10 protein-coding genes are annotated in these 13,112 nt (G+C 65.5%); 3 read left to right on the forward strand and 7 right to left on the reverse strand.

Annotated elements, in window-relative coordinates; all coding sequences use genetic code 11:
• Position 1 precedes the first annotated feature (1 nt).
• Positions 2-2,911 (reverse strand): dTMP kinase, encoded by a 2,910-nt coding sequence (gene tmk / locus BEP01S_RS14905; protein WP_083532769.1) that lies wholly within the window; start codon positions 2,909-2,911, stop codon positions 2-4.
• 130 nt (positions 2,912-3,041) lie between these two features.
• On the opposite strand from tmk, the gene BEP01S_RS14910 reads away from it, so the two are divergent.
• A complete protein-coding gene (locus tag BEP01S_RS14910; RefSeq protein WP_062244800.1) occupies positions 3,042-3,776 on the forward strand; it encodes a lipoate--protein ligase family protein in 735 nt (244 codons plus the stop codon).
• 9 nt (positions 3,777-3,785) lie between these two features.
• The gene (locus BEP01S_RS14915; protein ID WP_062244803.1) at positions 3,786-4,280 is read left to right on the forward strand and encodes a GNAT family N-acetyltransferase; all 495 of its coding nucleotides are present in this window, start codon (positions 3,786-3,788) and stop codon (positions 4,278-4,280) included.
• A 104-nt stretch (positions 4,281-4,384) separates the two neighbouring features.
• On the opposite strand, the gene topA is transcribed toward BEP01S_RS14915, so the two are convergent.
• Both topA and BEP01S_RS14925 read right to left on the reverse strand, forming a co-directional pair.
• Positions 4,385-7,216, reverse strand: a complete 2,832-nt coding sequence (gene topA / locus BEP01S_RS14920) for a type I DNA topoisomerase (RefSeq protein ID WP_062244806.1) — start codon at positions 7,214-7,216, stop codon at positions 4,385-4,387.
• Between the two features lie 168 nt (positions 7,217-7,384).
• Positions 7,385-9,037 carry a methyltransferase gene (locus tag BEP01S_RS14925; RefSeq protein ID WP_244882279.1) on the reverse strand — a complete coding sequence of 551 codons (1,653 nt, stop codon included), beginning with the start codon at positions 9,035-9,037 and terminating at the stop codon, positions 7,385-7,387.
• Positions 9,038-9,071: 34 nt separating this feature from the next.
• Here BEP01S_RS14925 and sftH point away from each other — a divergent pair, with 34 nt between their 5' ends.
• On the forward strand, positions 9,072-11,348 hold the full coding sequence (sftH, locus tag BEP01S_RS14930) for a DEAD/DEAH box helicase (RefSeq protein ID WP_062244809.1): 2,277 nt from the start codon (positions 9,072-9,074) through the stop codon (positions 11,346-11,348).
• Between the two features lie 9 nt (positions 11,349-11,357).
• Here sftH and BEP01S_RS14935 read toward each other — a convergent pair whose 3' ends face one another.
• The 4 genes from BEP01S_RS14935 to BEP01S_RS14950 all read right to left on the reverse strand — a co-directional run bounded on the left by BEP01S_RS14935 (position 11,358) and on the right by BEP01S_RS14950 (position 13,102).
• Positions 11,358-11,675 carry an Rv3654c family TadE-like protein gene (locus BEP01S_RS14935; RefSeq protein WP_062244812.1) on the reverse strand — a complete coding sequence of 106 codons (318 nt, stop codon included), beginning with the start codon at positions 11,673-11,675 and terminating at the stop codon, positions 11,358-11,360.
• A complete protein-coding gene (locus BEP01S_RS14940; protein ID WP_062244816.1) occupies positions 11,672-12,058 on the reverse strand; it encodes a TadE family protein in 387 nt (128 codons plus the stop codon). Before BEP01S_RS14940 ends, BEP01S_RS14935 begins: the two co-directional genes overlap by 4 nt.
• An 8-nt stretch (positions 12,059-12,066) precedes the next feature.
• On the reverse strand, positions 12,067-12,312 hold the full coding sequence (locus tag BEP01S_RS14945; protein WP_083532757.1) for a DUF4244 domain-containing protein: 246 nt from the start codon (positions 12,310-12,312) through the stop codon (positions 12,067-12,069).
• A gap of 187 nt (positions 12,313-12,499) precedes the next feature.
• The gene (locus BEP01S_RS14950; RefSeq protein ID WP_062244820.1) at positions 12,500-13,102 is read right to left on the reverse strand and encodes a GNAT family N-acetyltransferase; all 603 of its coding nucleotides are present in this window, start codon (positions 13,100-13,102) and stop codon (positions 12,500-12,502) included.
• Positions 13,103-13,112: the final 10 nt, after the last annotated feature.

The raw sequence follows: 13,112 nt of genomic DNA on the forward strand, positions 1-13,112 counted from the left end.
TTCAGGAATCCTCCCGGTTGGTGAAGCGACGGTTGCTGCGTTCGCGCTGCCGGCGCAAGCGCTCCCGAGCCTGCCGTTCGATCTCGGCCTGAGCCTGCAGTCGTTCACGGCTCATCTCGCGGGAGGTGCGGGCTGGCAGAACCGTGGTCTCCGCGTCCCCGCCGTCGACCGAGTCGCCTGCTGCGTCATCCGGGCCGGTTTCGGCAGGTGGATCGGCACGGTGGACAACGCGAGTTTCGGCGTCTTCGGGGTCGACGCGGTTGACGATCCGAGTCTCAGCATTCTCGTCCGTGGCGATTCGGTCCGTCGGCACCCCATCGGCCTCGTCGCTGTCGTCGACGAGCGCCTCCGAGGCGGTCCCGCTGGCCGGCAGCACCGTGGTCGCCGCGTCCTCGTCGGAACGGTTCGGGGCCTCATCTGAACGATGCGAGCCCTTCGGTTCCAAGAAGGACGGAAGTTCCTCCTCATCGCCTTCCGAATCCCGGTCCGCATTCTCATCCGCGGATGCCGGGGATGCGGAAGCGGCGGAGCGTTCCACATTCGCCGAGGCGGCCGGATCCTCCCGCAGATCGGCCCCGAGGTCGACGCGTTCGGTGGGAACCGCACCGGAGATCTCGGCCTCGGCGTCGGTGATCGCAGAGGGAACGAACCGATCGCTGGAGGCCGGGACGAAGCGCGGTCCGCGTTCGTGCACCGCATCGTCGATATCGTCGGTGTCTGTTGCATCAGCGGCTGCTTCGCCTATTGCTTCGCTGCCATCGACGGCGTCGTCTTCAGTCTCGCGGGCATCGACCGAGTCTGCAGAGCTGTCGCCGGAGTGGGCGTCGTCGGAACCGTCGTCTGCCTCGGCCGTGCCGTCGTCGGGCACGGTCCCGGCGGCTACGGCAGCGATCGGCACGGAACTGCGTTCCGGACCGTTGTCGGCCTCAGCCGTCGACGTTGAGGCGGGGGCCGCCTCGGTGCCGGTGTCGCGTTTGACCAGCGTCTGCGGAAGGCGGGCGCGGATGGCTGCGAGGATCTGTTCGGTGAGCTCATCGGCGTCGACCGAAGCGTCGAGGACGACGTACCGGTCGAGTTCCTTGTGGGCACGGGACAGGTAGGTCTGGCGCACCCGCTGGTGGAACTGCTGGTTCTCCTGGTCGAGGTAGTTGCTGTCGCCGCGCTTGCCCATCCGCTCGGCGGCGACCTCGGGTTCGATGTCGAGGACGATCGTCAGGTTCGGCACGAGCCCCTGGGTGGCCCACCGGCTGAGCGCGAGGATCGTCTTCTCGTCGAAGCTGCGGCCGGCCGACTGGTAGGCGATCGTCGAATCGATATATCGGTCGGTGATGACGATGTTTCCGGCGTCGAGGCTGGGATCGACCAGGGACGCCACATGGTGGGCGCGGTCGGCGGCGAAGAGCAGGGCTTCGGTACGCGGGCTCGGCGGATCGGAGTCGAAGAGGACTGAACGAATCTTCGTGCCCAGTTCGGTGCCGCCGGGTTCGCGCGTGGACTCCACGTGATAACCGTCATCGGCCAGGGCGGCGGAGATGCGTTTGATCTGCGTGGTCTTGCCCGAACCGTCTCCGCCTTCGATGGCGATGAAGAACCCGGCGCCGAGGCGCTCAGCCGAGTTTCCGAGCCCGCCTGCCGCGGTCTCGGGCTGGCTGGGCGGACGGAATCCGTGGACGATGTCGACGGACAGACCCTGCAGTTTGTGGGGGTCGAACGTGAAGAGTCCGATGACTCCGGCGACGAGAGCGGCGATGCCGAAGATGAGGAACGCGACGTCGCTGGGGGCCAGAACCCAGTCCGGGCTCGAACCGACTTCGACCGTGCCGCCGAGGTCGAGTGCGTTGATCACCAATGCCAGGCCGGCACCGGCGACGGCACCGTAGCGGCGGGAGAAGTCATAGGGCTGAGCGCGCACGCCGATGCCGACGAGGAACGCGATCGCGGCCGAGAGCACGACCTTGCCGGAGAGTTCGTTGATGCTTCCGGTGGCCAGCAGCAGCACACCGGAGACGAGCAGACCGAAGGTGGACACGCGCGGACGGGACATTCCGGGAGCGAAGGTCGGACCCATCTCGAATCCGATTGCCCATCCGACGAGACAGCAGGCGATGATGACCGCGAAGCCAGCTTGACCGTAGCCGTGGCCGATCGCCGTCGGCTGAGCGAGCATGAAGGTGGCGCCGAGGACGGCGAAGAGGCCGATGCACACCCACGGATTCGAAATCGATTCGGCGGGGCGGGCCACCCGGGCTTTGAGTTCGGGGAACTGCCCGGTCGTCGCGGACTCCGCGTGCAGGGCGCGTTCGGGGGCGAGGAAGATGATCACGGAACCGGCGGCCATGCCGATGCCCACCAGCAGTGACACCCATCCGAGCGCCTGGGTTCCCGCAGCGGAGCCGCCGAGGATCTGGAAAGCGCAGGAGACGAACACGAGGACGGCCGCGGGAATGCCGACACGACGCCACGGCTTCTCATGTCTGAACGGGTTGATGCTCATGAGCAGTCCCACCACGGCGCCGAGGAACAGGGCCGCGACCCAGGTCAGCCAGGCACTGGGAGCGAGGCTGAGGACGACGAGGACCGCGGCTTCGATGATCGCGGAGATCGACAGAGCGGTCTTGCGCACCCCCGGAGGTCGTGAGGCGAAGACCTTGGAGGGGATGAAGAGGCCGGCGCAGGAGAGGGCGAAGACGATGAGCAGCGACAGGCTGCCCATCTGGTTGTCGAATCCTCCGGCGCTCAGCGACTCCCCCATGGCGGTGAAGGCGCGTCCGCCCACCGTCGCGACGAGTCCGCTGGTTCCTGCCACGACATAGCTGATCGCGACAAGAACGATCAGTGCACCCCAGGCGGCGGTCTCGGTGACCAGGCGGCCGGGGGCTCCGGGCAGTCGGTGTCCTGTAGTCGTCAACATGCTCACAGCCCTACACTATCTGCCCGAACTGACATATCTCTTGGAAACGAGTGCGATCTGCGACAACCCGAACCCGGTCAGAGCCTGCCGATCCTCTACCCTTGAACTCGTGCACACAGACAGACTGGCGATGACCACGGTGGCCGCAGACGGTTTGGGACCGGTGGAAGAACTCGCGTTCGCCCGCGTCCTCCTCGATTCGGTCAAGGCCGGACGTCGCGGGGCGACTCTGCGGATGTACCGGCCTGCCCCGACTCTGGCCTTCGGTGCCCGTGATCGTTTCCTGCCCGGCTTCGCCACCGCCATCGAAGCGGCCCGGGACCACGGTTTCACGCCTGCTCTGCGCAGCCTCGGCGGGCGTGCGGCTGCCTACCATCCGGGATCTCTGGTCATCGATCACATCGAACCGAGTGATTCGTTCATCACGAACACCAACGCACGGTTCACCGGTTTCGGTGAGGATTATGTCGAGGTGCTGCGGGGGCTGGGCATCGACGCCCGCCTCGGCGAGATTCCCGGCGAATACTGCCCGGGCGAACACAGCGTCAATGTGGCCGGGCGGATCAAGGCGATCGGCACCGCGCAGCGTGTGGTCTCCGGGGCGTGGCTGTTTTCGTCGTCCGTCGTCATCGAGGATCCGGATCCGATCCGTGCGGTGCTCACCGATGTCGAAGCCGCCCTCGGCATCGAATGGGATCCGTCTACGGGCGGATCGATCAGCGAGATCCACCCCGAGGTGACGATCGATTCCGTCGCCGAGGCGTTCGCCGCCTTCTACTCCGACGCGCATCCGGAAACACCCCAGTCCCCCACCGCCGAGGAGCTGGCCGAGGTGGCCGCCCACGCAGACAAACACCGACTCTGAGGACACACCATGACCGTCACCGTTCGTGAAGCAGAGCCCGCGGATCTGCCCGACATCCTGCGCCTCGTCCATGCCCTGGCCGTCTACGAGAAGGAACCGGATGCCGTCGAGGCCACCGAGGCGGACTTCGCGGCCGTGATGTTCCCCGAGGGTGGCCATGCGAATACCTTCGGCCTCGTGGCCGAGTCCGCCGGCGAGGTCATCGGCATCGCAATCTGGTTCCATTCGTTCTCCACTTGGACGGGCAAGAACGGCATCTGGCTCGAGGACCTCTTCGTCGCCCCCGAGCATCGGGGCTCGGGAGCCGGAAAGGCACTGCTCGGCCGGCTGGCGCAGATCTGCCAGGAGCGTGGACTGACCCGGCTCGAATGGTGCGTGCTCAAATGGAACACACCGTCGATCGGTTTCTACGAATCGCTGGGAGCGAAGCCGCAGAACGAGTGGGAGACCTATCGCCTCGACGGCCAGGCGCTCACCGACTTCGCGGATTCATCGCGCGCTTAGAACGAGGTCAAGCGAAGAGACAGACTCTGGATACACTTTCGCCCCCTGCCTGATGCTTCAGGCAGGGGGCGAAAGTGAATGCTGCGGGCTCGGCGGCCGTCGACTCAGGGAGTCTTCGGTTTGGCCGTGCTCGTCTTCTTCGCAGCAGTGGTCTTCGACGCCGTCGATTTAGTGGCCGTCGTCTTCTTCGCAGCGGTGCTCTTCGCCGCTGTCGACTTGGACGCAGTGGTCTTCTTCGCGGCTGTCGTCTTGGTTGCCGTCGTCTTCTTGGCGGGTGCCTTCTTCGCCGGAGCCTTGCGCGTCGTCTTCTTCTTCGCCGGTCCCTTCGCGCGCTTCTCAGCCAGCAGAGTTGCGGCACGTTCGAGGGTCACGGCTTCGACGGAGTCGTCCTTGCGCAGAGTCGCATTCGTCTCACCATCGGTGACATATGGGCCGAAGCGACCGTCCTTGACGACGACGGGCTTCTTCGTCTCCGGATCCTCACCGAGTTCCTTCAGCGGTGCTGCGGCACGACGACCGCCGCGCTGCTTCGGCTCGGAATAGATCTTCAGCGCCTCCTCGAGGGTGATGTTGAAGATCTGCTCCTCATCCGTCAGCGAGCGGGAGTCCGTGCCCTTCTTCAGGTACGGTCCGTAGCGGCCGTTCTGCGCGGTGATGTCCGTGCCCTCTTCGTCCTGGCCGACCACACGCGGAAGGCTGAGCAGCTTGAGCGCGGTCTCGAGGTCGATCGAGTTGAGGTCCATCGACTTGAACAGTGAACCGGTGCGCGGCTTCGGCTTCTTGGCTCCACGCTTCGGCTTCGCCTCGGGCTCGGGCAGCACCTCGGAGACATAGGGTCCGAAACGACCGTTCTTCGCCACAATGGTGTGTCCGGTCTCCGGGTCGACACCGAGCTCACGGTCGCCGTCGCCCTGGGATTCGATGAGTTCGGCCGCTTTCGCCGCCGTCAACTCATCGGGTGCCAGATCGTCGGGGACGGAGACGCGCTTCGGGTCCTCGCCTTCCTTCTCCGAGGTGACTTCGAGGTAAGGACCGTAGCGGCCAACGCGCAGGTTCACACCTTCGCTGATGGCGACGGTGTTGACCTCGCGGGCATCGATATCGCCGAGGTCGTCGACGATGGCTTTGAGTCCCTCACGGTCCTGATTCTTGTCTCCGAAGTAGAACCCGGCCAACCAGTCGTTGCGGTCCTCTTCGCCCATCGCGATCCGGTCGAGCTCGGCTTCGAGGTCGGCGGTGAACGCGTAGTCGACGAGACCGGTGAAGTGCTCTTCGAGCAGACGGACGACGGAGAACGCCAACCAGCTGGGCACCAGTGCGTTGCCGCGAGTGGTCACATAGCCGCGGTCCTGGATGACGGAGATCGTCGCAGCATACGTCGAGGGACGGCCGATGCCGAGCTCCTCGAGCTGCTTGACCAGGCTGGCTTCGGTGAAACGCGGCGGCGGAGCGGTGGTGTGTCCGTCGGCTTCGGCCTTGACGACCGACAGCGACTGGCCCTCTTCGACCTGCGGCAGTCGCGACTCCCCGGACTTCGTGTCGTAGCGAGACGCATCCTGCCCTTCTTCATACGCGGCGAGGAAACCGCGGAAGGTGATGACAGTGCCGCTGGCGCTGAATCCGGCTTCGTGCCCGTCAGCGAGTGCCGCACTGACCTTGATGGTCGCGGTCTTGCCCTTCGCATCGGACATCTGGCTGGCGACGGTGCGCTTCCAGATGAGGTCGTAGAGACGGAATTCGTCGCCGTTGAGCTGCTTGGACACCTGCGCCGGGGTGCGGAAGGAGTCACCGGCAGGGCGGATCGCCTCGTGGGCTTCCTGTGCCGATTTCTGCTTGCTCGCGTACTGGCGCGGTGACTGCGGAACGAATTCGGGGCCGTAGAGTTCGGTCACCTGCTTGCGCGCAGCAGAGATGGCCTGACCCGACAGCGCCGAGGAGTCGGTACGCATATAGGTGATGTAGCCGTGTTCGTACAGCGACTGGGCGGTGCGCATCGCCTGACGGGCGCTCATGCGCAGTTTGCGTCCGGCTTCCTGCTGCAGGGTCGAAGTCGTGAACGGAGCGGCCGGGCGGCGGGAGTACGGCTTCGACTCCACCGCGGTCACCGTCAGTGCATTCTTCGCACTGCCGTTGAGCTCAGTGGCCAGGGATTCCGCGCGTGCCTGGTCGACGATCGTCGCCGAGGTGTTCTTCAGCTCGCCCTTGTCATTGAAGTCACGACCGGAAGCCACTCGGGACCCGTCGAGGGTGGTGAGGTTCGCAGCGAACGGGTTCGTCCCGTCCGGCAGACCGAGGTCGATGTCGAGGTCCCAGTAGTCGGCGGGCACGAAAGCCATGCGTTCGCGTTCGCGTTCGACAACGAGTCTGGTGGCCACGGACTGGACGCGTCCGGCCGAGAGTCCGGCACGGATCTTGCGCCACAGCACGGGTGAGACCTCGTAGCCGTAGAGACGGTCGAGGATGCGGCGGGTCTCCTGCGCATCGACGAGCGAGGTGTCGATTTCGCGGGTGTTCTCCAGGGCACGTTCGATCGCCTCAGGCGTGATCTCGTGGAAGACCATGCGCTTGACCGGGATCTTCGGCTTGAGGACTTCGAGCAGATGCCAAGCGATGGCCTCTCCCTCGCGGTCCTCATCCGTTGCCAAATAGAGTTCGTCGGCGTCCTTGAGCAGACGCTTGAGTTCGGTGACCTTCTTCTTCTTGCCCGGATCGATCCGGTAGTAGGGATCGAAGTTGTTGTCGACGTCGACAGCGAACTTTCCGTACGGCCCCTTCTTCATATCGGCGGGCAGCTCCGAGGGGGTAGGCAGGTCGCGGATATGACCGACGGAGGCCTCGACGTCATAACCGTCGCCGAGGTATCCCACAATCGTGCGCGCCTTCGTCGGAGACTCGACGATGACGAGGCGACGGGGCTTCTTCTCGGTTGTGGTCACGCTTTCACATTCCTCTCACGGCATCAGATGCCCGCTTCAATGGACGATCCGGCCCAATGTAACACTGTTGTTCGGGCACGAACCTCATCGACCCTCGCGGCCCGGAGGCTGCCCGGACCACGTCCGATCTCAGCTCGGACACGGGGTCAACGGTTTCCGATCCTATCCCTATTCCACGGTCGTCCGAGTCGTCGAGGCCTCGACAGAGCCGCTGTCGGGCAGCAGTGCACCCGCCGCGCACAGGGCTCTGACCTGCGCCACGAGCTGATCTTCCAAAGCCGTGGGATCGACCTCGAGAAGCTGGGCCAGGGCCCCGGCCGTCTGCCTCAGCGTCAGTGTCCCATCCGCGACGGACACGAATCCGGCCAACGCCGTATCGAGGTCGAAGACCTGCCCGAAGCCGATCCCCTGTTCCAAGGTGATCGAGGTGGGTTCCGGTGCGCCGGGAACGAAATGGCGATGTTCGACGAGGTCGGGCGAACGGGTGAATGCGGTCTCGGCGATCTCCTCCGGTCCGGCCGCGGCCAGCCAGGATCGGATCGCAATGATCGTGGTGAGGAACTCTGCGAGTCCGTGCGAATTGTTCGCCGGCGCCGAGGTGACTCTCACCCGGGTTTTGAATACTCCCTCCCCCGACGGCCCGCCGGCGAGGCTCGACGTGTCTTGGCTGCCCGCGGAGTCTGCAGATTCAATCGTTGGCACATCGTTATCGGAACGGCTCATCAACACGTACCCGAACACGATTTCGTCCACACCTCTGGTGGCGAAGTCGTCGATCCAGGCAGATGCCGCCTCGTTCCAGGCGGTGCTGGCACGAGGGATCCCGCCGTCGCGGATCCACGTTTCCGCGTAGGCGATGGGGTCAAGGGCCTCGCGTTCGATGACGAACACCGATGTATCCGCATCGTCGACCCAGGTCTCCGGTCCATCGTCCGTCCCCGAGGCGGCTTCCCAGTTTCCGAGGCAGACGCTGCGTCCGCCCGCGGTGAGGTGCGCAGGGATCCGGGTGAAGAGTTCCCGAACCAGTCGGTCCCCGGTCATGCCGCCGTCTCGGTACTCGAAGGTGGTGTCCGTGCTGCGTGGGGTGATGACGAACGGCGGATTCGACACGAGCAGATCGACGGGATCGCTCAGCGGTTCGAGGAGAGACCCGTGCCGGAATTCGATCGTCGTCACACCGTTGAGTCCGGCCGAGAGTTCCGCCAGGCGCAGGGCTCGGTGGGAGATGTCGGTGGCGATGACCCGGTCGCTATGGCGTGCCAGCAGCAGGGCTTGGATTCCGCAGCCGGTGCCGATATCGGCGGCCACGCCGACATGGTCGCGCGGGGTGATGGACACCAACGTCCGGCCGGCACCGCCGAGTCCGAGCACGAACTTGCCGTCGAGAACATCCGGGTTGGTCAGGGTGCCGTGATCGGCGACGAGGTAGAGGTTCTCGTCCCCGGGACGGAAGCCGCGCGGGACACCGACGGGAAGTTCATAGGGGGTCAGCGCGAACGGGGCGGTCACCTCGTCGTCGTCCACGGTGATCAGCCCCGCCTCGGCGGCGGTGTCGAATGACTCCCCCAACAGGGCACGGACCTCGGTGACCGGGATGGTGCGGTGGAAGTGGAAGAGCAGCGCGGCACCGGCCAGTGCGCGGTCGGCGGCCGTCGCCGACTGGTCCGCCAGCGTCCGGGCGCAGTGGTGGATGGCGGGTGCGGCGTTGTTGCGCAGCAGCGCCTCCGAGGTCGCGGCACCCCAGAACTGGCGCAGCCGCGGTTCGGTGTATCCGGAACGGTAGAGGGTCTCGCCCAGGTGGGCCAACGGCAGATCAGTCACAGAAGAATCCTAGCGACTGCGCCATAATTGACTCATGGCCTCCTCTGCTCTTCTCGATATCGTCACCGGTTTCGGTGCCCGGGATGAGCGGATCGTCCATGTCCGCGATATCCCGCAACGGTTCGAACGGGACGCGGAATGGCCGGACTGGATCGACGAGGAACTCAAGCACGCCTGCCATGCCATCGGCGTCGACGCTCTGTGGCAGCACCAGCTCGAAGCGGCACAGACAGCCAGGGACGGTTCCGACGTCGTCATCGCCACCCCCACCGCGTCGGGCAAGTCGTTGGGATTCTGGCTGCCGGTGCTCGAAGCGATCCAATCGACTCGCGGGAAGCTGCGCACCGCCTCGGCGATCTACATCGCGCCGACGAAGGCGCTGGCCGCCGATCAGCTGGACAAACTCGAACGGTTCGTCTTCCAGGGCATGCGGCCGGCCAGCTATGACGGGGACACCTCGCAGGTCTCGAAGGACTGGGCGAGACGGCATGCGAACATCATCTTCACCAACCCGGACATGCTCCACCGCAGCGTTCTGCCCCAGCACGAGCGCTTCGCTCGGATGTTCAAGAACCTCCGCTTCATCGTCATCGATGAGGCCCACCGGTACCGCGGAGTGTTCGGGTCCCATGTCGCGCTCATCCTGCGCCGCCTGCTGCGCATCGCCGCCCACTATGGCGCGTCCCCGGTCGTCATCGGAGCCTCGGCGACGATGGCTGACCCGGACGTGGCTTTTGCGAAGCTGACCGGTCGGCCCGCACATGCGGTGACCGAGGATTCGTCGCCGCGGGCGGCCGGCAGCTTTGCGCTGTGGGAACCCCCGGTGTCTCCGGGCGGGGACCGGCGCAGCGGTCTGGTCGAGGCAGCCGATGTCATCACCGATTCGATGTGCGCGGGCTTTCGGTCGATCACGTTCATTGCCTCCCGCCGCGGCACCGAAGCCCTCGCGCAGACCGTCCGCGACCAGGTGGGACAGGTGGACGAGACCCTGACCGGCAAGGTCGCAGCGTACCGGGGCGGGTATCTGGCCGAAGAGCGCAGGATGCTCGAGACCGCTCTGCGGTCGGGCCAGCTGCTGGCCGTGGCGTCGACGAATGCCCTGGAGTTGGGCATCGACATCTCCGGGCTCGACCTCGTCATCATCTCCGGCTGGCCGGGAACTCTGGCGTCCCTGTGGCAGCAGGCGGGGCGCGCCGGCAGGGCCGGGCAGCGGTGGATGGCCGTGTTCATCGCCCGCGATGATCCGCTCGATACGTACGTCGTCCATCATCCCGAAGTCATCTTCGACTCCCCCGTCGACGCCGGCATCATCCATCCGGGCAATCCGCATGTGCTCTCGGGCCACCTCTGTGCGGCTGCCGCCGAAGTGCCGCTGAAGTCAGCCGACCTCGTGCACTTCCCGGACAATTCGTCCGAGGTCATCGACGACCTCGTGGAGGCGAAGTTGCTGCGGGCACGACCAACCGGATGGTTCTGGGCCAAAGACCAACCGGCCACCGACCTGTCCGATATCCGCGGTTCCGGCGGTGGACAGTTCAGCCTGGTCGAGGCGAGCACCGGCACTCTGCTGGGCACTGTCGACGAATCGGGTGCCCACACGGGCGCCCATCCGGGAGCGGTGTATACGCATCAGGGCATCGATTTCACCGTCCTCGATCTCGACCTCGAGGACCGCATCGTCGCCGTCGAACGTGCCGAGGTCGACTACACGACTCAGCCGCGCTCGCAGACTGAGATCTCGATCGTCGACACCGATGCACAGCGCGTTCTGGCCTCCGGAGTGGCGGTGTGCAGCGGCACCGTCGACGTCAAGGATCAGGTCGTGGCCTACCGGATGCGAGCCAAGCGCGGTGGAGCGATCATCGCCGAACACGAACTGGACCTGCCGGAGCGCACTCTGCGGACGAAGGCCGTGTGGTGGACGATCCCGCAGAGCGTCCTCGACGAGGCAGAAGTCGTCTCCGGCGACCTGCCCGGCGCCGTCCATGCCGCCGAGCACGCATCGATCGGTCTGCTGCCGCTCTTCGCCGGCTGTGACCGCTGGGACATCGGCGGAGTGTCGACCGCACTGCATGCCGACACCGGACTGGCGACGGTGTTCGTCTACGACGGCCTGACCGGTGGTGCGGGATTCGCCGAACGCGGCAGCGAGGTCATCGAGGAGTGGCTGGGTGCGACCCGGGATGCCATTGCAGCATGTGAGTGCATCGAGGGGTGCCCGTCGTGTGTGCAGTCGCCGAAGTGCGGCAACGGGAACGAACCGCTGGAGAAGGACGCTGCGCTGCGGCTGCTGCGCACCGTTCTCCGGTAGCGGTCCCCCTCATTTCCCAGCGACAGCCTCCTCTCTGACCTTCGGCAGAGGCCCGGGGATGTCGACTTCGATGACGACATAGGCGGACTGTTCGCTGAGCGAAGCACGGCAGTCCTCGAGGTGACCGCCATTGCGCTTCGCGACTTCCTTCGCCATCTCACACGGTTCTCCGGTGGCCAGTCCCCGCACGGCGTCCGCGGCGGCGAGCGCAGCCAGGTCCGCAGCGCTCTGCGCCCGACTGTGGGCGACGAAGGCCTGGCCGAGGCTGCCGATGGCGGCGACGAGGACGAACACGATCGAGCAGAGCCCCACGACGATGTTCGTCATGACGGCCCGCTCCTGTCGCCTTCGAATCGCGCGGTGGCATTCGCATCGACGGTGTCGAGGAAGAAGATCGCGGCCGGCAGTTCGATCGTGACCGTGACGACCGAATATCCGCCGTCGGCTCGGACGCGAACCGTCGAGGAGTCACCGGCGTGCTTCTTCGCTTCGGACACGACTGCCGCCTGGGGTTCGCCACGGGCGATCTCACGGGCCGCGGACCGTGCCGCGTCGAAGGCTCGCAGCTGGGAGAAGCCGACCGCGGCTGCTCCCGTGAGCAGGACGATGAGAAGCACGACGGCCGGCATGACGACGGCGAATTCCGCCGTCGCCGTTCCCAAATCGCCGTCCTTTCCTCGCTGCCGCTGACGGGAGCGTCCGCGTGCCATGAGACGGCTCAGCTTCCCAACCCGAGCGCCGAGGAGATGACCCCGGTGATGAGTTCCTTGATCGGTTCGGATTTGAGAACCACGACGAGCAGAGCGGCGAATCCGCACGCGGCCAGAGTGGTGATCGCATATTCGGCGGTGGTCGCTCCGGTGTCGGGCTCCCAGAACTCTTCGATCACCTGGTGATCCTCGACGGGTTCGATCTGCCGCGTCGGCGGATCATCGATCTCCGGGGGCGGTGATGTGGTGGCCATGCTCTCCTCCTTGGCTGAAATCCCGTTCGCACTCTGCGAGCGGACCTTCATCCTGGGAGTGAGCGCACCGACGTGTCCAGACTCGGTTTCGCGCCTGTGGAAACGGGTTCTGGGTCCACAGGATCACGGTGGTCGAGTGGAGAGTCCGTCCACAGGAAACTGCGAAGGAGTCAGTGCTGCCGACGCATCAGGTGTTGCCGGCCCAGTCGTTTTTGAGGATGGCCATGATCACTTCGTCGTGACGACGGCCGTTGAAGAACACGGCTTCGCGTCGACGGCCTTCTTCGACGAATCCCGCCTTTGTATAGGAGGCGATCCCGCGGGTGTTGAACGCCCAGGTCTGCAGCTCGATGCGGTTGAGTCCCAGCTGGAGGAACCCGTATTTCACGGCCAGTCGCACGGCGTCCGAACCGTATCCGCGGCCGTGGAATTCGGGGCCGAGCACGATCGCCAGAGTGGCGGACTGATTGATGGGGTTGCGTCCGTAGAGCGTGACGTGACCGACGAACTCTTCGGTTTCGGTCAGTTCGATGCTGAAGCCGACTGCCTCGCTCGACGTGTTCGCGCTCCACTGCGAGAACTGTTCGGACACTCCCCCTTCCGGCCGCGGCAGAACCGTGTGATTCTGCAGGACCACGATCGAGGGATCGAACCACCACTGTTCGAGGTAGGGCAGATCATCCTCCCTCAAGGGGCGCAGACGCACGGATCGACCGATGAAGAGGTTCTCGGCGTAGTTCTCGGCTTGTTCGACATTGGACAGCTGATTGAAGGGTGTGACCGGTGCCATGTCCCGAGCC

The sequence above is a fragment of the Brevibacterium epidermidis NBRC 14811 genome (assembly GCF_001570805.1).
Taxonomy (GTDB): domain Bacteria; phylum Actinomycetota; class Actinomycetes; order Actinomycetales; family Brevibacteriaceae; genus Brevibacterium; species Brevibacterium epidermidis.